The sequence below is a fragment of the Campylobacter australis genome, from assembly GCF_050586305.1.
Lineage (GTDB): Bacteria > Campylobacterota > Campylobacteria > Campylobacterales > Campylobacteraceae > Campylobacter_A.
On the sequence record NZ_JAXUAA010000002.1, the window covers coordinates 104,981 to 131,639 of the forward strand.

27 protein-coding genes and 1 tRNA gene are annotated in these 26,659 nt (G+C 36.5%); 12 read left to right on the top strand and 16 right to left on the bottom strand.

All coding sequences use genetic code 11. The features are described 5' to 3' along the window. Positions 1-9: 9 nt before the first annotated feature. Genes U5B17_RS03415 through murJ form a run of 4 tightly spaced genes read right to left on the bottom strand, consistent with a single transcriptional unit; the run spans position 10 to position 5,626 of the window. A complete protein-coding gene (locus U5B17_RS03415) occupies positions 10-1,083 on the bottom strand; it encodes a quinone-dependent dihydroorotate dehydrogenase (protein ID WP_430803970.1) in 1,074 nt (357 codons plus the stop codon). A 45-nt stretch (positions 1,084-1,128) separates the two neighbouring features. Then, a complete protein-coding gene (locus tag U5B17_RS03420; protein ID WP_430803971.1) occupies positions 1,129-2,856 on the bottom strand; it encodes an ABC transporter ATP-binding protein in 1,728 nt (575 codons plus the stop codon). Then, positions 2,857-4,239 carry a cysteine--tRNA ligase gene (gene cysS, locus U5B17_RS03425; protein WP_430803972.1) on the bottom strand — a complete coding sequence of 461 codons (1,383 nt, stop codon included), beginning with the start codon at positions 4,237-4,239 and terminating at the stop codon, positions 2,857-2,859. Further along, a complete protein-coding gene (gene murJ / locus U5B17_RS03430) occupies positions 4,226-5,626 on the bottom strand; it encodes a murein biosynthesis integral membrane protein MurJ (RefSeq protein ID WP_430803973.1) in 1,401 nt (466 codons plus the stop codon). The genes cysS and murJ overlap by 14 nt, the downstream gene beginning before the upstream one ends. A 121-nt stretch (positions 5,627-5,747) precedes the next feature. Between murJ and U5B17_RS03435 the strand changes: the two genes are divergently transcribed. The 7 genes from U5B17_RS03435 to U5B17_RS03465 all read left to right on the top strand — a co-directional run bounded on the left by U5B17_RS03435 (position 5,748) and on the right by U5B17_RS03465 (position 12,179). Continuing rightward, complete coding sequence (locus U5B17_RS03435; protein WP_430803974.1) at positions 5,748-7,634, top strand: flagellar assembly protein A; 1,887 nt, start codon at positions 5,748-5,750, stop codon at positions 7,632-7,634. A gap of 8 nt (positions 7,635-7,642) precedes the next feature. Beyond that, entirely contained in the window at positions 7,643-8,197 is a 555-nt protein-coding gene (gene ruvA, locus U5B17_RS03440) for a Holliday junction branch migration protein RuvA (RefSeq protein ID WP_430803975.1), read from the top strand. Positions 8,198-8,207: 10 nt separating this feature from the next. After that, positions 8,208-9,248 carry a D-alanine--D-alanine ligase gene (locus tag U5B17_RS03445; RefSeq protein ID WP_430803976.1) on the top strand — a complete coding sequence of 347 codons (1,041 nt, stop codon included), beginning with the start codon at positions 8,208-8,210 and terminating at the stop codon, positions 9,246-9,248. A gap of 65 nt (positions 9,249-9,313) precedes the next feature. Then, on the top strand, positions 9,314-9,544 hold the full coding sequence (locus U5B17_RS03450) for a type II toxin-antitoxin system Phd/YefM family antitoxin (RefSeq protein WP_430803977.1): 231 nt from the start codon (positions 9,314-9,316) through the stop codon (positions 9,542-9,544). Then, positions 9,534-10,337, top strand: a complete 804-nt coding sequence (gene estV / locus U5B17_RS03455; RefSeq protein WP_430803978.1) for an EstV family lipase — start codon at positions 9,534-9,536, stop codon at positions 10,335-10,337. Before U5B17_RS03450 ends, estV begins: the two co-directional genes overlap by 11 nt. Next, complete coding sequence (locus U5B17_RS03460; protein WP_430803979.1) at positions 10,330-11,763, top strand: Mur ligase family protein; 1,434 nt, start codon at positions 10,330-10,332, stop codon at positions 11,761-11,763. Before estV ends, U5B17_RS03460 begins: the two co-directional genes overlap by 8 nt. Then, the gene (locus U5B17_RS03465; RefSeq protein WP_430803980.1) at positions 11,763-12,179 is read left to right on the top strand and encodes an SEL1-like repeat protein; all 417 of its coding nucleotides are present in this window, start codon (positions 11,763-11,765) and stop codon (positions 12,177-12,179) included. The genes U5B17_RS03460 and U5B17_RS03465 overlap by 1 nt, the downstream gene beginning before the upstream one ends. A 21-nt stretch (positions 12,180-12,200) precedes the next feature. Here the strand turns inward: U5B17_RS03465 and U5B17_RS03470 are convergent, their stop codons facing one another. Further along, positions 12,201-13,391, bottom strand: coding sequence for an acetate kinase (locus U5B17_RS03470; RefSeq protein WP_430803981.1), 1,191 nt, complete (start codon positions 13,389-13,391; stop codon positions 12,201-12,203). Next, positions 13,391-14,749 (bottom strand): phosphate acetyltransferase, encoded by a 1,359-nt coding sequence (gene pta / locus U5B17_RS03475; RefSeq protein ID WP_430803983.1) that lies wholly within the window; start codon positions 14,747-14,749, stop codon positions 13,391-13,393. The genes U5B17_RS03470 and pta overlap by 1 nt, the downstream gene beginning before the upstream one ends. A gap of 65 nt (positions 14,750-14,814) precedes the next feature. On the opposite strand from pta, the gene flgH reads away from it, so the two are divergent. Further along, entirely contained in the window at positions 14,815-15,516 is a 702-nt protein-coding gene (flgH, locus tag U5B17_RS03480; protein ID WP_430803984.1) for a flagellar basal body L-ring protein FlgH, read from the top strand. A gap of 300 nt (positions 15,517-15,816) precedes the next feature. Here the strand turns inward: flgH and U5B17_RS03485 are convergent, their stop codons facing one another. Next, entirely contained in the window at positions 15,817-16,563 is a 747-nt protein-coding gene (locus U5B17_RS03485) for an imidazole glycerol phosphate synthase (protein ID WP_430803985.1), read from the bottom strand. A 100-nt stretch (positions 16,564-16,663) separates the two neighbouring features. Further along, positions 16,664-16,740 (bottom strand) — tRNA-Arg (locus U5B17_RS03490). 123 nt (positions 16,741-16,863) lie between these two features. On the opposite strand from U5B17_RS03490, the gene U5B17_RS03495 reads away from it, so the two are divergent. The 3 genes from U5B17_RS03495 to U5B17_RS03505 are packed head-to-tail and all read left to right on the top strand — an operon-like array spanning position 16,864 to position 18,796. Next, positions 16,864-17,055: a hypothetical protein gene (locus U5B17_RS03495; RefSeq protein WP_430803986.1), complete on the top strand. Its 192-nt coding sequence runs from the start codon at positions 16,864-16,866 to the stop codon at positions 17,053-17,055. Next, complete coding sequence (rseP, locus tag U5B17_RS03500) at positions 17,056-18,162, top strand: RIP metalloprotease RseP (RefSeq protein ID WP_430803987.1); 1,107 nt, start codon at positions 17,056-17,058, stop codon at positions 18,160-18,162. Position 18,163: 1 nt separating this feature from the next. Continuing rightward, a complete protein-coding gene (locus tag U5B17_RS03505; RefSeq protein ID WP_430803989.1) occupies positions 18,164-18,796 on the top strand; it encodes a YggS family pyridoxal phosphate-dependent enzyme in 633 nt (210 codons plus the stop codon). Between the two features lies 1 nt (position 18,797). On the opposite strand, the gene U5B17_RS03510 is transcribed toward U5B17_RS03505, so the two are convergent. The 8 genes from U5B17_RS03510 to U5B17_RS03545 all read right to left on the bottom strand — a co-directional run bounded on the left by U5B17_RS03510 (position 18,798) and on the right by U5B17_RS03545 (position 25,599). Then, positions 18,798-19,823, bottom strand: a complete 1,026-nt coding sequence (locus tag U5B17_RS03510) for a UDP-N-acetylglucosamine--N-acetylmuramyl-(pentapeptide) pyrophosphoryl-undecaprenol N-acetylglucosamine transferase (protein ID WP_430803990.1) — start codon at positions 19,821-19,823, stop codon at positions 18,798-18,800. Beyond that, entirely contained in the window at positions 19,817-20,977 is a 1,161-nt protein-coding gene (locus U5B17_RS03515) for a peptidoglycan glycosyltransferase FtsW (protein WP_430803991.1), read from the bottom strand. The genes U5B17_RS03510 and U5B17_RS03515 overlap by 7 nt, the downstream gene beginning before the upstream one ends. A gap of 53 nt (positions 20,978-21,030) precedes the next feature. Further along, positions 21,031-22,095 (bottom strand): tyrosine-type recombinase/integrase, encoded by a 1,065-nt coding sequence (locus tag U5B17_RS03520; protein ID WP_430803992.1) that lies wholly within the window; start codon positions 22,093-22,095, stop codon positions 21,031-21,033. A gap of 71 nt (positions 22,096-22,166) precedes the next feature. After that, a complete protein-coding gene (locus U5B17_RS03525) occupies positions 22,167-22,709 on the bottom strand; it encodes a nitroreductase family protein (protein ID WP_430803993.1) in 543 nt (180 codons plus the stop codon). Next, the gene (locus U5B17_RS03530) at positions 22,658-22,843 is read right to left on the bottom strand and encodes a nitroreductase family protein (RefSeq protein WP_430803994.1); all 186 of its coding nucleotides are present in this window, start codon (positions 22,841-22,843) and stop codon (positions 22,658-22,660) included. Before U5B17_RS03530 ends, U5B17_RS03525 begins: the two co-directional genes overlap by 52 nt. Before the next feature lie 166 nt (positions 22,844-23,009). Further along, the gene (locus U5B17_RS03535) at positions 23,010-23,612 is read right to left on the bottom strand and encodes a cytochrome c3 family protein (protein ID WP_430803995.1); all 603 of its coding nucleotides are present in this window, start codon (positions 23,610-23,612) and stop codon (positions 23,010-23,012) included. Beyond that, positions 23,609-24,022 carry a cytochrome c3 family protein gene (locus U5B17_RS03540; RefSeq protein WP_430803996.1) on the bottom strand — a complete coding sequence of 138 codons (414 nt, stop codon included), beginning with the start codon at positions 24,020-24,022 and terminating at the stop codon, positions 23,609-23,611. The genes U5B17_RS03535 and U5B17_RS03540 overlap by 4 nt, the downstream gene beginning before the upstream one ends. Then, complete coding sequence (locus tag U5B17_RS03545; protein ID WP_430803997.1) at positions 24,022-25,599, bottom strand: flavocytochrome c; 1,578 nt, start codon at positions 25,597-25,599, stop codon at positions 24,022-24,024. Before U5B17_RS03545 ends, U5B17_RS03540 begins: the two co-directional genes overlap by 1 nt. A gap of 150 nt (positions 25,600-25,749) precedes the next feature. On the opposite strand from U5B17_RS03545, the gene U5B17_RS03550 reads away from it, so the two are divergent. Continuing rightward, the gene (locus U5B17_RS03550) at positions 25,750-26,652 is read left to right on the top strand and encodes a LysR family transcriptional regulator (RefSeq protein ID WP_430803998.1); all 903 of its coding nucleotides are present in this window, start codon (positions 25,750-25,752) and stop codon (positions 26,650-26,652) included. Positions 26,653-26,659: the final 7 nt, after the last annotated feature.

The window sequence follows — 26,659 nt, forward strand, 5'->3', positions numbered from 1 at the left end:
TTGTATTCCTTATTTTTTAACATCTGCACCGATAGCTTCGCTTATATGAGCGTATCCGTCAGCTTTAAGAAGCTCTAAAATTCCGCTATTTATCTCTTTGCAAATCATCGGACCCTTAAATATAAAGCTAGTGAAAATTTGCACCAAACTAGCACCCATTTTTATACGATCATAAGCCTCTTTCGCATTGTCAATACCCCCGCAAGCTATAAGTGTTGTTTTGCCGTAAAGCTCGCTTGCAACGGCTTTAAATATCTCCCTTGATCTTTGTGTTATAACCTTTCCGCTAAGACCACCAAAGCTCTTTAAATTTGGTGAGCTAGAAAGTGTGTAGTCAATGCTTGTGTTTGAGATGATGATCCCATCTGCGCCACTAGAAACGGCATTTTGCGAAATTTCTATTGCTTTTTCATGACTTAAGTCTGGTGAAATTTTTAAAATAATAGGCTTTTTAGTTAGTGGCTTTATCCTGCTAAAAAGCTCTGTGATAAATTCATTTTCTTGTAAAGCACGCAAATTTGGTGTATTTGGCGACGAGATATTTACCACAAAAGCATCGCAAAGCTGGGCAAAGTCACGCACAAGAATTTCATAGTCATTTATGGCTTTTTCATTTGGTGTGATCTTGTTTTTGCCGATATTTGCCCAAAGCGGAATGACATTTGGGTGTATTTTACTTACACGCCGTTTTATCTCTTTGCTTCCGTCGTTATTAAACCCCATCGCATTTTGGATACTTTCTTCTTCAATAAGGCGAAAAAGGCGTGGTTTATCGTTGCCATATTGTGGCTTTGGTGTAAAAGTTCCAAATTCTAAATGCCCAAAACCAAGCGCAGTAAGACCAGAAAACATCGTGCCATTTTTGTCAAAGCCACCGCCGATACCAACTGGGTTATTGTAAATGCTTCCAAGTAAATTTTGCTGCAATCTTGCATCACTTACAACACATTTGTTTGCAACAAAACTAAGTGAACTTGGCAGAATCTTATCTATTGCCATCATGCTGTATTCTACGATTTTATGCGCAGCTTCTGGATCGAATTTAAAAAATATAGATTTTAAAGTAGTATAGTCAAACATCATACCCTCATTTAAGCCTAAAATGTTTATATTCTAGCACAAAGCGCCTTAAACTAAGGCTTTACCTTTAAGTTTTGCATAAATTTCGCAACTATTTTCAAGTTCGCTATCATTTCCAAATCCAACTATCTTTCCGCCATCTAAAACAGCTATTTTATCTGCATTTTGCACAGTTGTTAGGCGGTGAGCTATAATAAATATTATCTTTTTATGGCGCAAATTATTTATAGCACTTGTTATCTCTTTTTCACTTTCATTATCAAGTGCGCTTGTTGCTTCATCAAAGATAAGAATTTGTGGGTTTGAGTAAAGTGCCCTTGCTATTGCTATACGCTGACGCTGCCCACCTGAAAGATTTGTGCCAAACTCATTTAAAACGCTATTTATGCCATCATTCATGCCATTTACAAACTCATAAGCATTTGCCATTTTTAATGCGTCAATCACAGCATTTTCGTCAAATTCTCTACCATAAGCGACATTTTTTGCTATCGTATCATTAAAGATGTATATGCGCTGGCTTACAAAGCCGATATTTTTACGAAGCGAGGCTACTTTAAGCGTTTTTATGCTTTGCTCATTTATTAAAATTTCTCCACTTTTTGGCTCATAAAATCTCATAAGCAGATTCATTATAGATGTTTTTCCGCCACCACTTGAGCCTACGAGAGCTATGAGTTCAGACTCTTTTGCTCTTAAGTTTATACCTTTTAAAACATCATTTTTATCATCATAGCTTAGCCATATGTCTTTAAAATTTATACTTTTTATGGTATTTGTTATCTCGTTTGTACCATCAATTATTTCGCTTTGTTTATCAATTAACTCAAATGTTCTTTCGCTTGCAACCACAGCATCTTGTATCTTGCTATATATGCCAACTATACGCTTTATCGGAGTGTAAAGCATAAAAAGGGCTGTTAAGAATGAGAAAAATGCACCCATTGTAAGTCGGTCATCTATAACCTCTTTACCTCCTACGATGATAACTACCGCAACTCCGACAGAGCCTATCGTTTCCATAAGCGGACTAACTAGTTGCTCTATCTTTACACTTTTTAAATTTAGCTTAAAGAATTTATTATTTTCACCAATAAAACGCTTATGTTCATATCTTTGGGCGTTATTTGCCTTAATAATCTCTATATTTGTAAAAATTTCACTCAAAACTGAAGTGATATCTGATGTTTTTTCTTGCGAGGCCCTTGAGATTTTTTTCATCTTTTTTGCAAGCCGTGATATAGGATACACCGCTACTGGTAAGACAATAAGCGCAAAAAATGCGAGTCTTGGACTTTGATAAATGACAACTCCAAGAAGCCCTAGTACGGTTATAATCTCTCGAATAAGCTCTGGTATCATGTTTGAAACGATCGTTCTTATACGCTCTATGTCATTTATGCATCTGCTTATGAGCTCGCCAGTACGGTAGGTATTAAAAAATTTCATATCAAGCGAAAGTAAGTTTTGTATCATTTGCTCACGAAAACGCCTAACAGTATCTTGCCCAATATATGCGGTAAAATAAGCCTGCATATATGTTCCGATATTTTTTATCGCATAGATGACAATGATAGCGTAGGGCAAAAGATATAAAAGCTGCTCATTTTTTTCAACAAAAATTTTATTTAACACAGGTTCGACAAGATATGCGGTTGCAGCTGTACCAAGGCTTGCAAAAAGCATACCCGTGATGGCTAAGGCAAAGTAGGGGATATAATCTTTAAAATATGGGGCAAAGCGCTTTAAAACACCCTTTAAACCAAGCTGTTTCATCTATATATGCTCCCACATCGTACCATCTGGTGTATCCATGATGTTTATGCCCATTTGATTTAGCTTATTTCTAATGGCGTCACATTTGATAAAATTTCTCTCCTTTTTAGCTTCTTTTCGCTCCGCTATCATCGCTGTTATCCGCTCTCTTTGCTCATCACTTATGCCAAACTGAAAATACTCAAAACTATCTTGCAGGCCGATACCAAAAACATCATTTATAAAAGCAATGTTTGCTACTATTTCGCCTTTTGCGGCTTTATCTTTTGGGTTTACATCAAGTTTTTCATTTGAAAGCCTTATAAACTCATCAAGAGTAGCCAATGCTTTTGAGGTGTTTAAATCATCGCTTAAAGCGTCCAAGATTTCTTTTTTAAACTCTAAATTTAAGCTAGTTTTGCTAACCCCTAGCACTCTTTTTTTAAGGCGATAAAGCTTATCAAGTCGCTTTTTACTAGCCTCCAAATCAAGCTCAGAGTAGTTAAAATTTGCCCTATAATGGCTTGTAAGCAAGTAAAATCTAAGTGCTTCACCAGGATAAAGCAAAAGAGCATCTTTTACAAAAAAGCTATTTTGCAAGCTTTTACTCATTTTTTCGCCGTTTATTTGGATAAAGCCATTATGCATCCAGTATTTTGCTAAGGCTTTATGTTCGGCACATCTGCACTGTGCAGCTTCATTTTCATGATGTGGAAAGAGTAGATCAACTCCACCAGCATGGATGTCAATATTAAAATTTTCATCTCCATCAAAGTATTTTTTAATCATTGCAACACACTCAGAGTGCCAGCCTGGACGACCTTTGCCAAATGGGCTGTCGTAAAATTTATCATCAAATTTCCAAAGTACGAAGTCCTTTTTATCTCTCTTTTTTTCGTTTATATCAACCCTTGCGATGGTTTCAAGATCGGCATTTTTACCACTAATGCAAAGATACTGCTCATCTTTGCTCGTGTCAAAGTAAATACCATCATCAAGCTTGTAAGCTATATCTTTATCAAGTAAATTTTGTATATATTTTATCATCTCATCAACGCATTCAGTAGCTTTTGGCGAAATGTCTGGCTCAAGGACATTAAGGGCTTTCATGTCTGATTTATATCGCTTGATGTAAAAATCTGTTATACTCTCTAAACTTTCACCACTTTCGCTTATCTTTTTTAAAATTTTATCATCAATGTCTGTATAGTTGCGTACAAATTTTACCTTATAGCCAAGTGCTATGAGTGTTCGGCGAAGCATATCAAAACTTACTGCGCTTTTTGCATGTCCCAAATGCGCATCATCATATACTGTAGGACCACAAAGATAGATATTTGCCTCGCCATCTCGTATGGGCTTAAAATTTAGCTTTTCTTTTTTAACGCTATCATAAATTTGCATAAATAACTTCCTTTAATATCATTAAAACAACAGTAAAAACCACGCATGATGATATAATTAGCATGAGTTTTTTAAGTTCGATTATATCTAAAAATTTTCTCCAACCAAAAGCATTGATAAAAAGTCCAAGTTGCAAAAAGCCACCAAGTGAGCTTGCAAGTGCCAAACCAACAGCTCCAAGAGGCTGCATTAACATCACAGCTAAAGCTAAATTTACAACAAGGCAGATGATGGAAATTTTAGCTGCTTTTTTTTGTTGCATTTTGGCATAAAGCCAAAGCGAGAAAATTTTTGCTAGCCCAAAAGGAGCTAGCCCAACCATGTATGCAGATAAGACAGCGGCACACTCTATGGTATTTTGATGAGTAAAATTTCCACGCTCAAATAGCAGCCAAATAACTGGCTCTGCCAAAATAACTCCGCCAATAGTAGCTAGGCTTAATGTAAAAAGTAGCAGATAAAAGCTCTTTTTTGTCCAAAACATAGCATTTTGCTCATCGTTTGCTTTTAACAGCTTTGTTATTTTTGGAAAAAGTGCTTGTGAGAGAGCTATGGCAAAAACAGCAAGTGGAAGCTGGAAAATTCTGTTCGCATAAAAAAGATAACTGATACTTCCAGTTACTAAAAAGCTAGCTAGCCAAGTATCCATAAAAGCGCTTATTTGCATAGCGGAAGAGCCTATAAGTCCGTGATAAAAGTTAGAAAAAAAGCCCTTTATGTTATCTCTTTTTTTTGTAGCATAGCCTTTAAGCCCTCCAAAGAAAATTTTGCCAGCACCAGTTTTTTGCATAGCGATGATATGCACTAAAACTTGTAGTATTCCCCCGCTAATAACTCCGTAACTAAGATAAAATGCTACACTTTTTTCATCTTTGCCATAAGCTAGCAATAGCGCAATAATCATTGCTAAATTTAAAAGAGCCGTAGAAAACGCCGTCGTAGCAAAGTGCCCTTTATACTGAAGTAAGGATGCCATAAATGTAACTATATAAACTAGCCCAAGATAGTAAAAGTTGATATTTACAAGAGGTATGGCGGCACTTATCGCCTCATCGCTTAGTCCGCTTGCGATAATTTTTATAAAAAATCCAGTGAAAATATTTACAAAAAGTGTCAAAATCCCTATAAAAAAAAGAAATTTTATAAAAATTTCTGCACTAAAAATACTTTTGTATCTTGCTTTTGCAAAATTTGGTAAAAAGGCTTGCGCAAATGCCCCCTCTCCAAATATACGGCGAAAAAGGTTTGGAATTTTAAAAGCTATGAAAAATAGATCGCTATAAATACCGGCCCCAAGAACCAAGGCTGTCAAAATGTCTCTTGCAAGCCCTAAAATACGAGAAATCATAATGCCAGCTGAATTTGAAAAAAAGCCTTTTACAAACATAAACCTACCTAAAATTTTAAAAGCACAATAGTAACAAAAAAAGCTTTAAATCACGCATAACCAAAGTTTAATAAAATTTTAGAGATAATATCACACTAAAAATTTATCTTTGGATGGAAATTTGAGCGAAGAAACACAAGAGATAATCTATTTTTCACCTATTCAAGCCGATACAAAAACACCACTTGCTGATATAGCTAGTATCGCTCAGTCGCAAGAGATTGACCCGCAGTTTGTTGATTATAGACTACTTGATGTAGTAACAAGCTACACAGATAGCGAGCATAACGAGCCTGTAACTCTTATGTCAAAAGAGCTTGATATTTTTGATGATACGGCATTTTTTATAGATGAGAGTTTAAATATCGAGCAAAGCTATCATGTTGAATACTTTGATATACGCCAAGCACCACAAAACCAACTACCCAAAATAAGCATAGGGGCAAACTCAAGTCTAACAAAAGTTATCGCCAAAATTCACGCATCAAAAGACATTAAACATGTCAGTGGTTATGAAAATTTGCTCTATGACTATATCGCAAAACAGCTAATAAAGGCAAAAATTCTAGTTGGCATAAGAGAAGACGAGCTAAGAAAAAATTTAACAAAGATAGCTTCTATTTTACGCATAAAAGAGATGATAGATCATGATATCACCCTTACAGTAACAACTGGTGCTCAAGCACACAAGCCAACCGATGCGCAGATGATATTTCACTATAAAAACAATACAAACAATATCCAAAATGATAAGATAAATCACGCTAGCCGTGGCTTTTTGCAAGGTGTTGTGGCTGGCGATGTGATAATGGAGTGCATAAAGCCAAAAAATGGCAGAAATGGCAGAAATGTTCGTGGCGAGTTTATAAAGATGCCTGAACCAAAAGATAACGAATTTAAAGATATAAATGTAAATGCCGAAAATATCGATAAAATAGAAGATGACACAAGTATAAAATTTATCGCTAAAAAGCCAGGTTTTGTAAGTGATAAGGGTGGAGTTTATGATATCGGAGAGCATCTTGAGGTAAATGAGATAAATTTTCGTGACACAGGCTCAGTTCAAACTTCAATCGATGCAAATGTTTCACTATTTATAAAAGAGGATGATGTTTTTAAAGACGCTATTGGAACAGGTGTTATAGTCGAGGCAAAAGAGGTGAATGTCCGTGGAAATATCGCTGCAAATGCGCAAGTCATAGCAGATGATGTGGTTATTGGCGGACAGACTCATGGCAAGGCAAAGATAAAGTCACGCACGGCAAATATCGCAGTTCACATAGGTACAGTAGAAGCCGATGATGTGAGCATAGATAGGCTTGAAGGCGGAACTGTTATAGCTAAAAAAGCAAGGATAAACTCAGTAGTGGGTGGATCAATAACAGCTGAGGAGATCATCATAGAGACACTTGGCTCAAACTGCACGATGACTGCCGCAAGACTTATAGATGTAAAATATCTGCGAGGCATGAATAATAGATTTATAATAGACACTAGTAAGATGCGAGACCAAGCAGATAAAATTCCTCTCCAGCTCGAGCTTATAAAAAAGCTTGAAGAGCAGATAGATAAAATTCCTAAAAAGCTTGAAACAAAAAAGATGATAATAGACGAAAACAAAGGCTCTATAAATCTCATTAAAGCAAAGGTGGAAGAGCTTCAAAATGCAAAGATAGTTCCGCCTGTAACATTTATGAAAAAACTAAAAGAATATCAGCAGCTAGTTAATGACTACAACGCACTTTTGCATGAATTTAAGACAAAAAAAGCCGAGCACAAGGGGCTAAAAGATGAGCTTGATGTTATGCAAAATGGTATATTTGCAGCAAAAGTAATAAATAGAAGCAACTGGCTTGAGTTAAATGAGATAAAATTTATAGTCATCGACCCTCCAACAGAGGTTTCATATATCACAAGGCAAAATGAGATGATTCGCATAATGACACTAACAAGAGATGGCGATAAATTTAGCATTAAAAAAGACAACAATATAGGCTTGTTACAATAAGGAAGGATATGATAAAAGCTATTGAAGGTATTATAACTAAAAAAGAGCCCGCATTTGTGGTACTAAAGACAGTGAGTGGCGTTAGCTATGGCGTTTTTATCTCACTTTTTTGCTCTGCAAAGCTTGAAACTGGGGCAAAAACTGAACTAAATATAACGCAAATCATTAGAGAAGATGCAAATTTGCTTTATGGCTTTTTAGATATTTCTGAGCAAAAGATGTTTGAAATGCTTATAAAACTAAGCGGTATAGGTGCTAGTACGGCGATGGCAGTTTGCTCTAGTCTTTCCGCAAATGCTTTTACAAATGCGGTTTTAAACGGCGATGCTGACACTATAAAACAAGTCCCAGGTATCGGACCAAAGACTGCTAGACGCATTATCGCTGAGTTAAGTGATGCTAAGCTTGTAGGCGATGAAAGTGTGCCAAGCTATCAAAATGAAGCGCTTTTAGCACTTGAAGCACTTGGTTTTAAACGAGAAAAGATAGTTAAAATTTTACCTGAATGCAAAAGCCAAACTACTGGTGAGCTTGTAAAAGAAGCTCTAAAAAAACTAGGATAAAAGGATATTTATGAAAAAATTTGGTGTTATTTTTGGCGCAAAAAGCTACGAGCATGAGATAAGCATAGTAAGTGCTATCGTGCTTAAAAATGTATTAAAAGCGCCGCTTGAGTTTGTATTTTGCAGCGCTGATAGAAATTTTTATCTTATAGATCCCAAAGATATGCGTGCAAATTTTTTCAGCTCTGGTGAATATAAAAAATGTAAAAATTTAATCCTTAGCAATGGAGGATTTAGTATCCAGTCGCTTTTTGGTGCAAAATTTTTAGATGTAGATGTATATATAAATTTAGTTCACGGCATGGATGGCGAAGATGGAAAGATGGCTGCTTTACTTGATTTTTTCGGTGTTAGCTACATTGGACCAAGACTTGAAGCAAGTGCCATGAGCTACAGCAAGAGCCTAACAAAACTTTTAGCCCAAAAAGCAGGCGTGAGAACGCTAGAGTATGAAGTTATAAGACGCGGTGATAGTATAAAATCTGCTTATCCGGTTATTTTAAAACCAAGTCATCTTGGCAGTAGTATCGGCATTAGCATAGTAAAAGATGACGCCGAGCTTGAGTATGCGCTTGATGTGGGCTTTGAATTTGATGATGAAATTTTGGTTGAGCCATTTGTAAGTGCGATAAGAGAATTTAACATTGCGGGCTGTAAGGTGGGCGGTAAGTTTATCTTTTCGATGATAGAGGAGCCAAAAAAGAAAGAGTACCTTGATTATGAACAAAAATATATGAGCTTTTCAAACGAGACGAAGATAACAGAGGCTGAAATTTCAGACAAACTTGAAAAAAACCTAAAAGATGCATTTAAAAAGATATATTCACAAGGTTTTGATGGAGCGCTTATACGATGTGACTTTTTTGCCTTTAATGAAGAGGTTTATCTAAATGAGATAAACCCAAATCCAGGAAGTCTTGCAAATTATCTGTTTGAAGACTTTACAGCTGTCATTGAAGCGCTTGCGGATTCGCTTGTAAAGGAGCGAGATATTAAGGTTGATTATAAATTTATTAACTCTATCACACACTCAAAGGGCGGTAAAATATAGCCTATAAGCAGTTTATAACCAAAAATACGCTAAATTTTGCATAAAATTTTACATAAAGAGAGCAAATGACAACATTTAGCAAAGATGAAGTTTTTACAGCAACTGAGGTTGTGCGAAATTTCAGTGCAATACTTGGAAAGATAAGCAAAGCTGAGTTAAAGCGTGCAGTCATCGTCAAAAACAATAAATTTGAAGCCGTCCTTTTGAGTATGAGCGAGTATGAGCGATTGCAAGAGGCGGTTGAAATTTTAAAGAATTTTTACACATCAAACAAAAGAGATAGTAATGGCGAGTAAAGAGATAAAATACGGCTTAAAAACATATAAAATCAGCTACGAAATACTCAACCAAAACCACGAAAATACTATACTTTTTTTGCACGGTTGGGGGGCAAATAAAGAGATAATGAAAAAGGCATTTGGCGAGCATTTTAATGGGTACAAACATATCTATGTTGATATGCCCGGCTTTGGAACTAGTGACATTTTTACCCCTCTTAATACGAGTGATTATGCAAAGATACTTAAACGCTTTATTCAAACCCTGCCAAAAGAGCCAGAGATTATAGTCGGACATAGTTTTGGTGGCAAGGTCGCTACTCTTTTGGAGCCAAAAAATATTGTGCTTCTTAGCTCGGCTGGAATTTTAGTCAAAAAGCGTCTTTTGGTGCGTCTTAAGATCGCTATTTTTAAATTTTTTAAGCTTTTTGGTTTTGGCAAATTTTATAAAGTATTTGCCACAAAAGATGTTAGCGGAATGAGCAGAACGATGTATGAAACGCTAAAAAATGTCGTAAATGAAGACTTTAGTTCAAAATTTAGCCACCTTCGTTCAAAGGCATTTATATTTTGGGGACAAAATGACAAGGCTACTCCGCTTAAAAGTGGAGAAAAGATGCACCAGCTTATAAAAGATAGTAAATTTTATCCATTAAATGGCGACCATTTTTTCTTCTTGTTGCATGCAAAATTTATAAGCGATAGTGTTTTGTCTGAATTAAATGAAACTAAAAGCCAAAATTTAGCACCAAATAGTGATGATCTAGATGAAATTTCTGGCATTGAGATGGTTGGAGGGCAAGATGAGTGAGACTTTTTTAACTATCTTCTACACATTTTCAACGGCATTTTTTACACTTGCGCTAAGTTTTTACATAATAACTTGTTTTCAATGGTTTTCTTATAAACTAGAGCGTGTTATTTTTCATTTTACAAGACCGCTTTGGCATGTTGTTTTTGTTGTTATCCCGCTTGTGCTTTTTTACACAACTGGCAGATGGTTTTTTATCTATTTTTATTTTGCATATTTAACATGTATCTACTTTTGGCATAAAAAGCTTGATAAAAAACTGGTTTTTACGGCAAGAATAAAGCGTTTTTTTATATTTTTGATAGTCGCTATCTGTGTGCAAATTTTATTTGCCTTTTTAAGTGAAAATAAAAAAATAGAACCTGTTTTGCCTATCGTGGTGAGTCTTTTGATAAGTCATTTTTTTGAAAAAATTAATGCTTTAAATTTTAGAAAAAAAGCTGATAAAAAACTTGCAAATTTGCCTAATTTAAAAATAGTTTTGATAACCGCAAGTTATGGCAAAACAAGCATAAAAAACTTCCTTTATGAGCTTTTAAAGGATGATTTTGTAACGCACAAAACACCAAGAAGCGTAAATACGCTAGTTGGACTTATAAAAGATGTAAATGAAAACTTAAATGAAAAAACTCAGATCTACATCGCAGAAGCCGGTGCAAGACTGAGTGGCGATATAGCCCAAATTTCGGCCTTTTTAAATCCACATATAGTAGTCATAGGGCAGATAGGCGAGCAGCATATAGAGTACTTTAAAACCATAGAAAATATCCGTACTACAAAGCTTGAAGCACTTTGCAGCAAACGACTTGAGATGGCTTTTTTGCATAGCTCGACACTAAAAGAGCAGGATAAAAATATTTTAATTTATGATAAAAATTTAAAAGATATCAACGCAACTCTTGATGGTATAAATTTTACACTTAATGAAAAACATTACTTTACTCCACTTCTTGGGGAGTTTAACGCCATAAATTTAGCCGCATGTATCGGCGTGGCAAGATATCTTGGTGCTAAAGAAGAGAATATAAGCAAGGTGCTTTTTGGGCTTAAAAATGTTGAGCATAGACTTCAGCGTATAGATGCTGGTGGAAAGATAATAATAGATGATAGTTTTAACGGCAATTTTGCTGGCATGAGTGCAAGCTATGAGCTTGTAAGAAGCTATGCTGGTAGAAAAGTACTTATAACTCCAGGGATAGTAGAGTCAACCCAAGAAGAAAATGAAAATCTTTCTCGCGTTATAAATGAGATATTTGACATCGTCATGATATCAAGTCCACTAAATGCTAGAGCGTTGTTAAAACATTTAAATAAACCGGAGATCATCATCATAAAGGATAAAACTCAGATGACACAAATTTTAGCTCAAAATACCAGAAGTGGCGACTTGATACTATTTTCAAACGACGCACCGAGCTTTATGTAATGAAAAAAATTATATTTTTTATAGTAGCTGTTTTTGCATTTAGTTTTGATATAGATGATCTTAATAAAGGCATCTATGCTCTTAAGAATGGAAATTTTGAACAGGGTTTTGAGATATTTTTTGCTGGATGTGAGGCTGGTGATACACTTGCGTGCGAAGAACTTGGATATATGTATATAAATAACGAAGTTAGTGAGAAAATTGACACACGCCTAGTTGAAATTCCTTCAACTCAGCTAGGTATAAGATACCTTGTCAAAAGCTGCTCACTAGGATATTTAAATGGATGTAGTAGCATTTTAGATCTTGCAAAAGAGGTGCAAATCCCAAATGAAGTTCTAAAAACAGCAAAAGACAAATATGATGAGCTTGCAGTTGAGTTTGTAGGTGACTTAAACGCTACTATCGGCGAATAAACTCAGACAAAATAGCCTGATTTACTCTCCTAAAACCAATCGCTTAGTCTCTCTAGCTATCTCTAGCTCTTCATTTGTTGGTATAACAAATGTTTTTATCTTTGCATCCAGCAAGTCTAAGCAGCGTTCCCCTTTAAGGCTTGTGTCAAAATTTTTATCCCTATCTACACTTAGCCCTATATGAGCTAGCTCATTTGTTATCTTTTGACGCGTATTTGGTGCATTTTCGCCAATACCACCAGTAAATATAACAGCATCAACTCGTCCAAGCACAGCATAGTATGCTCCGATATATTTTTTTACTCGGTAACAAAACATCTCATAAGCAAGTCTTGCCCTCTCATTATCTTTCATTTTTGCTACAACATCTCTCATATCAGATGAGCCACAAATCCCTAAGAGTCCGCTTTGTTTATTTAAAAATGCATCTATCTCATCCCACTTTAACACACCAGCATTTAGTAAAAATACAAGTGCTGCTGGGTCTATATCTCCGCTTCGTGTGCCCATTATAAGTCCTTCAAGCGGACTTAGCCCCATTGAAGTATCCACACTTTTTCCATTTTCGACAGCACATACACTTGCACCGTTACCAAGATGTAAAGAGATGGCATTAAAATTATCAAAATTTATACCCATAAGTTCGCTCGCTCTTTTACAAACATACTTATGAGAAGTGCCATGAAAGCCGTATTTTCGTATATGATGTTCCTTGCAGATGTCATAAGGTAAAGCATATCTGTAGGCATATTCTGGCATGCTTTGATGAAATACAGTATCAAAAACAGCAACATGTGGTACATTTTTGCTACTTTGCATGGCGTTTTTTATACCTGCGATATGACCTGGATTATGTAGTGGTGCCAGGGGGCTAATACGCTCAAGCTCTCTTATAACTGCATCATCTATCAAAACAGAACAAGAAAAACTCTCTCCTCCGTGAACTATGCGATGTCCTATGCCGTCAAGCTCTGCTAGGTCGTGCAAGGTGTTTGATTCATGCAAAAGTTCATTCATTGCATCAAGTCCAGCATGATGGTTTGGTATAGGTAAAAATTTCTCATAAATCTTACCATCTGCTTTTAATATAGCATGAGAGTCACCAAGTCCGATTTGCTCGATAAGACCACTTGCGATACTTTGCTCGCTATCCATTAAAAAAAGCTGAAATTTTATAGAGCTTGAACCTGAATTTAGAACCAAAATTTTCATTAGTTTTCTCCTGCTTGTATCGCTGTTATTAGTATTGTATTTATTATATCTTGTACGGTTGCTCCGCGACTAAGGTCATTAACTGGTGCGTTTAAGCCCTGAAGCACGGGACCAACAGCTAGTGCATTTGCGCATTTTTGAACTGCTTTGTAGCAGATATTTGCACTATTTAAATCAGGAAATACAAAGACATTTGCACTACCTGCTATGCTTGAACCAGGAGCTTTTTTGTCGGCAGTATCTAAATTTGTTGCTGCGTCATATTGCAAAGGACCATCTGCGTTTAGCCAGCTCTCGTTTTCATTTATTATCTTTGTTGCTAGCCTTACTGTCTCTACACTTTCGCCAGCTCCGCTCTCTTTAGTCGAGTAGCTAAGAAGAGCCACACTAGGTATGATGCCAAAATTTTTTGCGCTTTTTGCAGATAAAACGGCAGTTTGTGCCAGTGTATTAGCATCAGGTTTTGGAGTCACGGCGCAGTCAGCATAAAGTAAAATTTCTTCATCCAAAGCCATGAAAAATAGTCCAGAGACTGTACTTATACCAGGCTTTGTTTTTATAAGTTGAAGTGCAGGGCGTATTGTATCTGCGGTAGTTCCTACGGCACCACTTACCATACCATCCACAAGCGCGTTTTTAACACACATCGTAGCAAAATAGTTACGATCTTTAGATAAAATTTGCGCTTGTTCGTAGCTTAGATTCTTTGCTTTTCTTGCTTCAAAAATTTGCTCGGCAAACTTTGATGTAAGCTCGCTTGTTTGAGGATCTAAAATTTCCACATTTTCTAAGTCTAGTCCAAGCTCATAAGCTCTTTTTTTTGTATCGCTTGTATTGCCAAGAAGAGTAAGTTTAGCTAAATTTTTAGCAGAAATTTCAGCTGCAGCACGCAAAATTCTCTCATCTTCGCTCTCTGGAAGTATGATATGTTTTTTTAGTTTTTTCGCGAGTTTTGCTAGATTGTATTCAAATTTTATTTTTGTTGTGATGTTTTGCTCGACTTTTAAAATTTCATCAAGATCATCTGTGATAAGTAGTCTTGAGCCTGAGTTTATAACCCTTAATTCATTTAAATTTTCATCGGCAAAGATAGGGCAGTTTAGCTCTTTTGCAAGCATTAAATTTGTCTCATTTGTGCCAAGAAATTTAAACTTACTGCCAATCACTATTATAAAATCATACTCTCTTTTAAGCATTTCAAATTTATCTATAAGCTTTAAAATTTCTTGTTTTTTGGATGTCAGATAAGCGTTTTCATCTATTTTTATCTCAAAGGTGGTAAAATTTTTAAATTTTAAAGCAACTTTTTCTTTTAAATTTGCTAAATTTAGTGATGATATCAGATAAAAAGAGTTCATCTACTACCTTTTTTGGAACTTTTTTTGCTTGATTTTAGCATAAAATCTTTATACTAAGGCAATTTATGAAAATTAATTACCTAATATTAGGCGGCACTTTAATCATTTTTACGGCTTGTACACCCAGTGTCGATCCCCATATAGACATGAAAGCTCCAGTGTATGTCGATCAGCTTCCAGCAAAAGATATTTCAAAAAGTTCAAATCAAGGCAGTCTTTATGGGCGTGGTAAAGACCCACTATTTTCAGATAGAAAGGCAATGAATGTTAATGATATCGTAACAATAATCATCACAGAGACGGCTTCGCAAACCTCAAGTGGTAATAAAAAAACCAACAGAGATAGTACAACCTCTCTTGGTGGTGGTGTTTTTACAGCTAGCGGACCCGGGCTTTCAAAGATTGCTGACCAGCTAAATAAATTTGGCAATATCGGTTTTAAAGCTGGTGGAGGAAATGAGTTTGAGGGCGGTGGCTCAGTAAGCAGAAGTGAGCGTTTTACAACCACTATTTCAGCTCGTATAGTTAAAATTTTAAATAATGGCAACTATTTTATAGAGGGCTCTCGAGAAATTTTGGTAAATGGAGAAAAGCAGATTATTCAAATTAGTGGTGTTATCCGCCCTTATGACATCTCGCAACGCAATGAGATTAACTCAAAATATATCGCTGATGCAAAAATTTTGTATAAAACTGAAGGTGATCTTGATAAGTCTACCAAAAAGCCATGGGGTACTCGCATAATGGAGACTATTTGGCCTTTCTAATTGTAAAATAGGATAATGTATGGATGTTTGTAAAATTATGAGCGTTTTAAAAGCTAGTGGATAAGAGTAGTCTTTGTATAGGATGCATTTTAGGGTATAAGATTTATGGATTGATACTTTTACAGAGCAAGACAATCAATCATTGATAAGGCACAAGAAATCGGTTTAGAATTTTATCACGGTTATTTGTTTTTTAATGGTGATAGAATTTACTGCATTTTTGGCATAATAAGATTTGTGATTAAAATTTATAAAAAACAACATTTTAAATTCCCAGTTAAAAAACTAGGAATTTAAAATTTAAGCCAGCTTTTGTCCTATAGCGCTAGCTTTTATTTCTCGTATCTCATAAAAAAGATAGTAATATATCATATTATCAGTTTCAAGGCTTTTATCACCAAAAACTGGTTTTATCATATTTAAAAACTTATCTGAAATTCCAGCTATCTCAACTAGCAAAAGTTCATCTTTGCGGCTTTTTGCAACCTTAACACAATTTGCAAAAAAAGTAAAAATAGTCTTAAAGTCTTTCAATATGACATTTGATATGATTTTAGACTCTATTTTTATCACTTTTTCAAGTCGCTTTTTAAGCGCTACAAGTTCGTTAAGCACCTTTTTTATATTTACTCGAACTGTATTATCGTGTTTTATAAAGCGATATTTATCTGCTTTTATAGAGTTGCCATACTCTGTGACTAAAATTCCTATCGTATCTTCGATGGTCTTTAAGCTTTTTTGTAGTTTTATGTTTGATTCTGGGCTAATGCCACTTTTTTTGATTTTGTGATCAATGGAAAACTGAACTTGCTCAAGATATAAGCTGATATTTTCATAATAGTCGCTGGTATTAAAAACATTTTTAAAAAAAGTTCCCTCATCGGCAGTGTTTCGTATTTTTTCTTTTGTTTTATCGATTGTTGAGTTAAATTCAAAAACATCCATGCAAGGTTCAAGTTCTTTTGCTAAAAGCTCTTCATCTCTTTCAAAAGCCACAAGCATCTCGTTAACTTTTTCAATCTGAATTTTTATATTTTTAAAATCCATTTTTTGCTTTCCGTAAATTTTTAGCTGATTTTACTATTTAAAATTTAAAAATCTTATAAAAGTTGAATTTTTGTCTTTAATTTTGTAAATTATAAAAGAGTGGTGCGCCCGAGAGAATTCGAATCTCTGACCTTTTGAACCGCAATCAAATGCTCTATCCAGCTGAGCTACGAGCGCACTATAAAAAAGAAATGTGATTATAGTCAAAGTTTCCTTAAAAAAAGCATATATGACTAAATTTATAAAAAATTTGGCGAAAATTTGCTAAATTTGTCTAAAATTTTTAAAGGATGAAGTAAAATGAATGATTTTTTTGATAGCCTAAAAGAGATAAAAAAAGAGCTTGTAAAAGGGCAAAGCGATGAAAAAAAGCCAACAAAACCAACACAAAAAGATAGCATAAGTAAAGAGGAGGTTGTTGCAAAAAAAGAGCAGCAGCTAGCACAGGAGTTTTTAAACTATATAAAACATAGCGATGTTAGAAAATTTTAGATGAAAAGCTTATTTTTTTTGGTATTGCTGGTGCTTGGTGGGCTTTATTTTTACTCATGGTATTTTTTTATTACTATTTTTGTACTTTCATTTTTAGTATTTTTCCATGAACTAGGGCATTTTTTGGTGGCAAGAGTACTTGGGGTTTGCGTACATACTTTTAGTATCGGTTTTGGAGAAAAACTACTTAAAAAGCGTATCGGGGCAACAGAGTATGCTATATCTGCTATACCGCTTGGTGGCTATGTTCAATTAAAAGGACAAGATGATACAGATCCAAAAAATAAAAACCTAGATCCAGATAGCTACAACTCACTAAGTCCGCTTGGGCGTATAGCCATACTATTTGCAGGACCAGCGTTTAACTTTATTTTGGCATTTTTTATATTTATCATGCTTGGATATATGGGAGTTGAAAAGCTTGCGCCAACTGTTGGAAACGTGATTGATGGCTCGGCTGCTATGGATGCTACAATACAAAAAATGGATAAAATTTTAGCCATAAATGATACAAAGATAACTGAATGGGAAGACATCAAAAAAAATGTTACCACCAATCAAATGAGTATAAGCATAGACAGAAATGGAACACTCATGCAAATTTTACTCACACCAAGGATTAGCGAGACAAAGAGTATTTTTGGCGAAAGCGAGCAGCGAGCACTCATAGGCATAGTCCCTAGTGGCGATGTCGTAAAGGTTAGTTATGGTGGGCTTGATGCTGTTTCATACGCATTTGATGAGACCATAAAAGCATCAAAGCTTATATTTTTAGGTATCGGCAAGCTCATAGAAGGTGTAGTGCCCATAAAAGAGGTGGGTGGTATCGTTCAGATAACTGACATAACAACAAAAGCTGCAAAGAGCGATTTTACCGTTCTTTTAATCATCACAGCTTTGCTTTCGGTAAATCTTGGGGTGTTAAATTTGCTTCCGATTCCAGCACTTGATGGTGGGCATATTTTGTTTAATCTTTATGAGCTAATTTTTAGGCGCGAGGTAAGTGAAAAGGTTTTTGTTTGGCTGACATATGCTGGCTGGGCGGTATTGCTTTCGCTTATGGTTGTGGCGACATTTAACGATATAAACAGATTAATGCAGGGTTAAAATGATAGTTTTAAGCGAACTTTTAGAGAAAATTTACAAACTAAATCCCAAAGCAAAGCTCATTGCCGTTAGCAAAAATGTAACTAGCAAAGAGGTTTTAGAGCTTTTTAGCCAAGGACAGCTAGAATACGGCGAAAATAGGGTGCAAGAGCTTGCTAAAAAACAAAGCGAGCTTGCGCATTTGGGACTAAAATGGCATATGATAGGCAGGCTTCAAAGTAATAAAATCAACCAGCTTATAGCCCTAAAGCCAACTCTTTGGCAAAGCTGCGATAGTTTTGAAAAGGCAGTAGAGGTAGATAAGCGGCTAAATTTCAGGCTAGATACTCTTTTGCAGATAAACTCGGCAAATGAAGAGAGCAAACAAGGTGTTTTATCAAGCGAAGCTGAGGAAATTTATCTAAAAATTAAAATGCAGTGTAAAAATATAAATTTGCTCGGCGTGATGAGTATCGGCTCGCATAGTGATGACTGGCACGAGATCGCAAAAAGCTTTGAGACGACATATAAAATTTATGAAAATTTATCCAGCCATGGCGCACAAATTTGCTCTATGGGAATGAGCTCTGATTATGATTTAGCGCTAAAATGTGGCTCAAACATGCTTCGTCTGGGGTCGATGCTTTATGTTTAGCTTATAAGGTAGATAAAATTTCTCTTATAATATCACTTGTTTTATCTTTGCTAAGAACTTGCATAAGCCCTTTGCTAACACGATTTATCTCATAGTTTTGTATAAGCTCTAAAATTTCATCCACATCAGCCGCACCATCTTTTTGTAATGAAATTTGGCATAAATTTCTATCAAGTAAAAATTTTGCGTTATGAAACTGGTGGTTACCAGCTGCATGAGGATATGGCACAAAGATGCAAGGCAGAGCATTGGCGCTAAGCTCCCAAAGTGAGCTTGCCCCAGCACGGCTTATACAAAGATCGGCTTGGTATATCTTTTTTTCTATCTCTGAACTAAAGTCAAAAAGCTCAAGTTCGTCTGCTGTAAAGTCCATTTTGTCATATTTTTGGCGTAAATTTTCAAGCGAGTTCTTGCCGCATTGATGTATGATTTTAATGCCTTTTTCACGCAGCATTGGCGAAATTACAAGGGCTAGCTCATTTATTGCATTTGCGCCCTGTGAGCCACCTAGAAAAAGTAGAGTTTTAAGCTCTTTGCGCTCCCTTTGCGTTACAAAAAATTTATCTGCAACAGGATAGGACCAAAATGGCGCTTCATACGAACTATAAAAACCCTTGGCGAATTTGCGCAAAAGCTCATTTAGCCTGCCAGTTTTTGCGTTTTGTTCGTGGATAAAAAGCGGAAGCCCGCACAAAAGCGCTGCAAATGCCGCTGGAGCAGCCGAGTATCCGCCCACGCTAACGACTACTTTTATGCCGTTTTGTCTAAAAATTTTACAGCATTTTAAGGCTGACTTTATGATATTAAAAAGGCTAAAAATTTTAGCCAGACCTTGCTTATTTACAACTCCAGAGCTTTGTAAAAAGTAGCGTGCTGTAAAATTTTCATCATTTTCAAACCACATTTTATCCTGACCACTCATTGATCCGATAAAGATAGAATTTTCTCCAAGCCCTTTAAACTGGGCACAAAATGCACGCGCTATAGCAAGATGTCCGCCAGTCCCCCCGCCAGTTATCGCTACCATATCTTTGCCTTTTTGCTTATCATCAAAACCATACCAACTGCAATACATGTCGCCAAAACAGAGCTACCGCCATAGCTTAAAAATGGCACCGCTATGCCCTTTATCGGCGTAATAGAGGTAATACCATAGCTATTTATTATAAATGAAAATGAAAACACAAGCCCTACGCCAAGAGTAAAAAGATGATAGACTTTATTTTCACTTCTTCCTGAAATTTTAAAAATTCTAAATAGCACCGCAATAAAAATTCCAACCACACCAAATATACCCAAAAGACCGATCTCTTCGGTAATACCAGCTATAACAAAGTCCGTATGAACTTCGCTTAAAAAGCCAAGTTTAAAAATTCCGGCTCCAAGCCCTTGACCAAAAAGCCCACCATGATTTATGGCATTTAGTGAGTTTGAAATTTGCCACGGCTCATCGGCATTTTCAACTCTTAGTGTCGCAAAACTCTCAGGCAAAACGCTTAAAACTATATCTTGAACCCCTACCCACCACGACTTTATACGATTTATCCTGTGTTCGCTATTTATGATAATGATCGTTCCAACGCAAAGCACAAAACTCACACCAACCATAAAAATTTTAAGGCTAGTGCCTGCAAAAAGTGCCATCATGATAAAAGTAGCTGCTAAAACAACAACTTGACCAAGGTCATTTTGCATAACAGCGATAAGATAAACAATTAGCAAAAATAGCAAAATATACGGAAAAAGTATGGCCAAATCCTCTTGCATTGTGCGTTTTTTTTCATCAATCTTTCTTGTAAAACTCCATGCCAAAAAATAGACAAAGCCTATTTTAAAAAACTCAACTGGCGCAAGCGAAAAACCAGGCAAGCGTATCCAGCGCCGCGCGCCGCCTGACTCTGTCACAAATGAAGCTGGTAAAAAGTGCATAGCGCCCATTAAAATAAGACAAGAAAAAAATAGACCAAAGCCAATAAATTTCAGTGCCTTATCTGGGTTAAGCTGAGAAAGTCCCCACATAAGGCAAATCCCAATAGCTACAACAATAGACTGCCTTATAAAAAAATGATACTCTTCATAGTGAAAAAAGCGTACAGTATAAACCGACAAAGATAGCGAAAATATCGCACTTATGCCGAGCAAACAAACGCAAAGGTAAAAAAGTTTTCTATCTGTATACAAATTTACTCCAAATTTAAAGGAATAATTTTAGTCAAAAAAGCCTTATAAAGCTTTTAACTCTCGCTTAGATCCTCTGCTACCTGTGCAGCTAGCTTTAGCTTTTCGTTATCAAAGTGTGTGTAAATTCGACTCGTGTTAAGACTTGCGTGCCCTAGGGCTTCTTGAACTAAAACTAGGTCTTTTTGCTTTTTATAAAGCATAGTCGCAAAAGTATGACGAAGCATGTGTGCACCGTTTTTTTCCTTTCTTATGCCCGCGCGAAACAAAATTTGCTCGACTATTCGGCTTACATAGGCTTGGGTTAGCCTCTCGCCCTTGCGATTTACGAACAAATATCCCTCTTTGTTGATAAAATTTATGGCGATCGCATCAAGATAATGCTCTATTAAATGGCGCTTTATCATGACGATTCTATATTTGTTACCTTTGCCGCGGATGCGGATGATATAAAGGTCGTTTTCTTCGCTGATATCTTTCCGCTTTAAATTTAGCGCTTCACTTACACGAATGCCAGTAAAAATAATAATCTTGATGATAAGTTTATTGCGATTTTCATTGCTTTTAAACTCGGCTTCGTCAATGGCATTTAGAAATTTCTTTACCTCATCTTCGCTCATAAACTCAGGCAGTTTTTGCCCCTTTGCACCACTTATTCCACCCCAGTTTTTAAGCTCTATGTCAAAGACATGTGCTTTGCCATCTTCTTCGTTTTGCTTATCTAAAAATGAGAAGAAATTTATGGCTGCGATGCGGTAGTTTTTCTTGCTTGCGTCACTTAGCCCGCCAGTTGTACTTGCTAGCACTTCGCTGATAAATTGCTCATCGATTTGTTTTAGACTTTCAAGCTCGTAAAAGCAAATGGTTTGGTAAATTTTACGAAGCGGATTAAAGTATGTGTTTATGCCAGTTAGCCCAGCATTACGCGCCTTTTTGACAAGTCCATCAAGCTCGTCAATGCTGCGCAACTCTTTGTTAAGCGCAAAATTTACGCTAGCTAGTGCCTGAGCGTTGCGAAGTTCTTTGTTTGAGAGTGAGCTTAGTTTAAATTTAACATAACGAGCGAGCCAAAAAAGCATAGAAGCCTTAAAATCTGCCTTGCAATCAAGCTTAAATTTCACATTTTGCCTTTAATTTTTGCTTGATTATAGCATATTTTGGCTCTTTAAATTACAAAAAAGCCAAAATTTACTTACTTGTGAAATGTTACACTTTCGCTTAGTGGGACGCGTGATAGGTGGTTTTTGTTTGGCTGTGCCTCCCAGTTTGGATAGCCAAAAGATATGCCAAATAGCAGTTTTAGCTCATCGCTTACGCCAAGCTCTTTTCTTATAGTATCGGCAAACATCGCAAAGACGAGCTGCGGTATGCTGCCATATCCCCTAGCTGTGCATGAGAGCATGAAATTTTGAGCATACATGCCAACATCGGCTGCGACATTGACATTATCAGTAATGCTTGGCATAAACAGCATTGCCACATGTGGTGCACCGTAAAATTCTAAATTTCTTATCATTATATCAGCTCTGCCTTGCTTATCTTCGCGGGTCACACCAAAGCCGTCATAGACGAATTTGTACTGATTTCTTAGCCTCTCATTAAGCTTGTCTTTAAACTGAGTTTGATCCCATATGAAGTCTGATTTTGTCTCGCCCTTTGCCCATTTGTCTTTTAAAATTTCTTTTAGCTCTTTTGCCTTTTTGCCTTTTTGCCTGAGATGATATGAGTTAGCCAAGGCTGAGTGTTACATGCCGATGGTGCGGCTTGTGCGTCAAGTAAAATTTCATTTATCTCATCCTTGCTAAGTGGCTTATCTAAAAAATCCCTTATAGACTGACGAGATCTTACTGTCGTTTGAAAATCTAGCATTTTTGCTCCTTTGATTAAATTTTTACAATGATAAAATATTTTTTAGCATAAGTCAAATATCATAAAGTGTATAATTATATAGCTAAAAATTATAAAAACAGTGAAATTTTATAAAAAGTGAGTGAAATTTGGGTTTATGCTAATTTGCAAAAACCCAAAATTTGTATTATTTTTGTTTTTTATCTTGATACATTTTCTCCCACTCATCCCAGCTGTTTGCCGTCTTGTGTTGTTGCTCAACTAGCATTTTACCAAGCTCGTAGTGTCCGACATTTTGATGACAGCTCGTGCATTTTAGCTCATCTTTGCTGCCTTTAAATTCCAAATACTTTGCGTGCATTTTTGAAATTTCACGAGTTGCGTTTGCTTCGCTGGTTTTTACTATGCCATCATGACACCTTAGACATGAGCTGTCAAAGGTATAGTTTGCTCTTGCGTGAGGTCTGTTTGCTATCCAGTCTTTTTTACTAGGATCGCCTGTTAATGTCGTCCAGCCTTCAGCCACGCCGTTTTTAGCCTTTGTGATTAGATAGCTTGCTAGGCTATCGTGTGGTAAGTGACAGTCGGTACATTTTACGCTTATACCCTTTTTATTTGAAGCTCCGTGGATAGGGTCAGCTAGGTTTGTTTGTGCGATAGCTCCGTCCCATGCGTGACATGAACCACAAAACGGATATTCGCCTGTTGCTACTATAACTTTGTGTCCCGCAAAAACCAAGATAAGCGTAATTAAGCAAGTTATGGCTACGATTTTGATTAAATTTTTCATTTTACCCTCCTTATTTTACGATTAGCGATTTTTAGGCTATCTTGCGTATGACAGCGAACGCACATATTTACAGTTGGAGTGTGTGCCTTATGGCAAGTATCACAATCAAGCGACTCGTAGTGTGGGTTGGCATGGATATTATCCGCATGACCTAAAACGCCTGTTCGCTCGGCTAGTTTCTCATAGCTTTTGTGACAATCCAAGCAAGAACTGTTCATAGCTGACGAGTAGTCTTTTTGATCGCTTTCTTTGTGGCAGTCGGTGCATTTTAGTGATAGCTTTTGATGAATTCCTATAAGTGGAAAATTTTTCACATCAAAATTTGTAACCACTTCACCTTTTGAGTTTCTAAGCTCGCTAGCAAAGACACAGGCAAATAAAAGTGAAACTATAAGTAAAATTTTCTTCATCACACACCTCTTCTTTTTTCGTTAAAGACTTTGGCTAGTTTTAGTCCTGCTTGGCGACCAAAGACTATGCACTCAAGCACCGAGTTTGAGCCAAGTCGGTTATAACCGTGTCTGCCGCCAGTTAGTTCGCCGCATGCGTATAGTTTTGGTATGAGTTGCATGTCGTTGTTATACACTTCGCAATCAACTGTGGTCTTAACCCCACCCATGCAGTGATGCACCTTTGGTCCTGGACGAACGGCAAAAAACGGCGGTTTTTCTAGTTTTATGTATTTGCCCTTGTAGTGAGAGAAATTTTTACCAAACTCAGGGTCACGGTAGTTTTCATCTTTTGAAGCGGCCTCGACATAGGAGTTGTAGCGTTTAAGCTGCTCTAAAAACGGCTCTTTGTTGATATTGTAGTGTGCTATTAGTTCATCCATTGTGTCAAACTGCTTTATTGCGCCCACGCTTAAGCCACGCTGAAAGTCATGTATATCAACCGTCTTTGTGCCTTCTATATCCATGATAAGTACGGGGTGATTTTTACCGCCTTCGTTCATCCCCCATATAGCATCTGATGAAATTTTGCGGTCAGCTATCTCATTTACAAAGCGAAGTCCTGTTTTTGGATTGACCATCATTCCATAAGTATATCCACGCATCATCCAGCGATACGCAAAGCCAAAAAACGACTCATCAGCAGATGTTACATGAAAACGCTGAATGTAGTCCATATCGATAAATTTTATATCATCTGCTAGTAGTTTCTTGACTGTATATGCATTTGCGCCAGCGTGATTTGTGCTAAATACATCAGCCGTAAGTGCTGGGTCAAATTTTTGTCTAAACTCCACATCAGCAGCCCAGCCACCAGTAGCCAAAACAAGTCCGCCGTGGCATTTATAGTATCTTACTTGACCGCTTTTGTTATCCTCTTCTTTAAAATTTGTATCAAAATTAAACTCATACTTTTCACGCACTTTAATGCCCACAACCTCGCCTTGATTGCCGTAAATTATCTCATCCATTATCACGCGAGTAGCGATCTTGCCGCCACGCTCTTTTATCCTTTGTTGAAGTAGTATAGTCATGTAGCTGCCAACGCCAACAGAGTGAGAGCGAGGGTGAGTATGTCCGCCGTCTCTTATTACCCATTTTATTTTAACGCCGTTTTTTACTAACCAATCAAGCAGCTCAGGACCCTTATAAACCATCGTTTTTACGATGTCTATATCGTTTAGATTGTGTCCGCTTTTTAGCGTATCTTGTATGTGAAGCTCAGGATCGTCTTTTATGCCATCACGCTCTTGCATTTTTGTCCCAGCAACCGCCATCGAGCCAGCACTATAAGCTGAATTTCCGCCAAGATATGGCATCTTTTCTATCATTATGACATTATTTACGCCCTCTTCAAGCATAGATAGCATAGCCGCACTTCCAGCAAAACCGCTACCAACAATGATAGCGTCAAACTCTTTGTCCCATTTTTTAACTTCACTTGCATTTGTTTTTGCAGGTGATAATGTTGGCATACTTAGCACAGCAGAACAACAGGCAAGTGTTTTTAGGGATTTTCTCCTTGATGCATCAAACATCACTTTCTCCTTTTTAGCATTTTATCTTTAAGCAGAAAAAGTAATTTTTTCTTTTAAAAATAATTGTGCGAATGATAAAATATTTTTTAATATAAGTCAAATATTATAAAGTGTATAATAACATAACTAAAAGTTATAAAAAGGAGTAAGATGAGCCTAAGACATATGCAAATAGCAGTAAGTATCGCGGAGCTAAAAAGCTTTACAAAGGCTGCTGAGAAGCTTGGTGTTTCACAGCCATCTCTCTCAAAAAGTGTATCGCTTTTAGAAGACGAGCTAGGAGCTGAGCTTTTTGATAGAAAAAACGGACTAAGCCTTACTTATGCAGGTGAGATATACATCTCAAAAGCTAAAAATTTACTAAGGCTAAACAATGAACTAAACAGCGAGATAAGAAGCCTATCATCGCTTAAAAATGGTAAGATAAGCATAGGTGTCACAACGCTTAGTTTTAAATTTATCGAAAAAAAACTGCCGTCATTTTATGCGAGATTTGCCAATGCAGACATTAAAATCATACACGCACAAACCGACATCGAGCTTTTGCAAATGCTTAAAGATGGCGTTATAGATGCCGCATATGCGGTGCATTTTGAAAGCGTAAAAGATAGTGAGCTAGAATATGAGCTAGTGGCTAAACGCGCTCCATTGCTAGCCGTTCCTTCAACTCATATAGCAGTTTCAAAAATCACTGCAAACTCAAATGATAAATATCCAAAGTGCGATTTAAGCGAGTTTAGAGATGATAAATTTGCCATAGGCTCTGATAATGTCAGGCTTAAAACTGGCTTTGAGCAGATATTTGCAAGAGCTGGGTTTAAGCCAAAGCTCGCTTGTGCTACGACTGATATAAATTTAGCCATGTCGATGGCTGGTTCTGGCATTTGTGTGGCGTTTGGATTTAGTGAGTGTGTAAGTGATGAGCAAAAGGATTTTATCAGCTTTTTTGATGTGATAGATGATGAAAATTTAAAGCTTAGCTTCTCTGTTGTTTATAAAAAATCCTCAAAACTTATAAAAGAATTTATAAAATTGCTTAAAAATAGTGAGTGAAAGGCGA

Excerpts from the sequence above, each read along its gene's own strand:
- U5B17_RS03415 (WP_430803970.1), bottom strand. The coding sequence starts at position 1,083 with ATGATGTTTGACTATACTACTTTAAAATCTATATTTTTTAAATTCGAT.
- U5B17_RS03420 (WP_430803971.1), bottom strand. The coding sequence starts at position 2,856 with ATGAAACAGCTTGGTTTAAAGGGTGTTTTAAAGCGCTTTGCCCCATAT.
- cysS (WP_430803972.1), bottom strand. The coding sequence starts at position 4,239 with ATGCAAATTTATGATAGCGTTAAAAAAGAAAAGCTAAATTTTAAGCCC.
- murJ (WP_430803973.1), bottom strand. The coding sequence starts at position 5,626 with ATGTTTGTAAAAGGCTTTTTTTCAAATTCAGCTGGCATTATGATTTCT.
- ruvA (WP_430803975.1), top strand. The coding sequence starts at position 7,643 with ATGATAAAAGCTATTGAAGGTATTATAACTAAAAAAGAGCCCGCATTT.
- U5B17_RS03445 (WP_430803976.1), top strand. The coding sequence starts at position 8,208 with ATGAAAAAATTTGGTGTTATTTTTGGCGCAAAAAGCTACGAGCATGAG.
- U5B17_RS03450 (WP_430803977.1), top strand. The coding sequence starts at position 9,314 with ATGACAACATTTAGCAAAGATGAAGTTTTTACAGCAACTGAGGTTGTG.
- estV (WP_430803978.1), top strand. The coding sequence starts at position 9,534 with ATGGCGAGTAAAGAGATAAAATACGGCTTAAAAACATATAAAATCAGC.
- U5B17_RS03460 (WP_430803979.1), top strand. The coding sequence starts at position 10,330 with ATGAGTGAGACTTTTTTAACTATCTTCTACACATTTTCAACGGCATTT.
- U5B17_RS03465 (WP_430803980.1), top strand. The coding sequence starts at position 11,763 with ATGAAAAAAATTATATTTTTTATAGTAGCTGTTTTTGCATTTAGTTTT.
- U5B17_RS03470 (WP_430803981.1), bottom strand. The coding sequence starts at position 13,391 with ATGAAAATTTTGGTTCTAAATTCAGGTTCAAGCTCTATAAAATTTCAG.
- pta (WP_430803983.1), bottom strand. The coding sequence starts at position 14,749 with ATGAACTCTTTTTATCTGATATCATCACTAAATTTAGCAAATTTAAAA.
- flgH (WP_430803984.1), top strand. The coding sequence starts at position 14,815 with ATGAAAATTAATTACCTAATATTAGGCGGCACTTTAATCATTTTTACG.
- U5B17_RS03485 (WP_430803985.1), bottom strand. The coding sequence starts at position 16,563 with ATGGATTTTAAAAATATAAAAATTCAGATTGAAAAAGTTAACGAGATG.
- U5B17_RS03495 (WP_430803986.1), top strand. The coding sequence starts at position 16,864 with ATGAATGATTTTTTTGATAGCCTAAAAGAGATAAAAAAAGAGCTTGTA.
- rseP (WP_430803987.1), top strand. The coding sequence starts at position 17,056 with ATGAAAAGCTTATTTTTTTTGGTATTGCTGGTGCTTGGTGGGCTTTAT.
- U5B17_RS03505 (WP_430803989.1), top strand. The coding sequence starts at position 18,164 with ATGATAGTTTTAAGCGAACTTTTAGAGAAAATTTACAAACTAAATCCC.
- U5B17_RS03510 (WP_430803990.1), bottom strand. The coding sequence starts at position 19,823 with ATGGTAGCGATAACTGGCGGGGGGACTGGCGGACATCTTGCTATAGCG.
- U5B17_RS03530 (WP_430803994.1), bottom strand. The coding sequence starts at position 22,843 with ATGCTAGATTTTCAAACGACAGTAAGATCTCGTCAGTCTATAAGGGAT.
- U5B17_RS03535 (WP_430803995.1), bottom strand. The coding sequence starts at position 23,612 with ATGAAAAATTTAATCAAAATCGTAGCCATAACTTGCTTAATTACGCTT.
- U5B17_RS03540 (WP_430803996.1), bottom strand. The coding sequence starts at position 24,022 with ATGAAGAAAATTTTACTTATAGTTTCACTTTTATTTGCCTGTGTCTTT.
- U5B17_RS03545 (WP_430803997.1), bottom strand. The coding sequence starts at position 25,599 with ATGTTTGATGCATCAAGGAGAAAATCCCTAAAAACACTTGCCTGTTGT.
- U5B17_RS03550 (WP_430803998.1), top strand. The coding sequence starts at position 25,750 with ATGAGCCTAAGACATATGCAAATAGCAGTAAGTATCGCGGAGCTAAAA.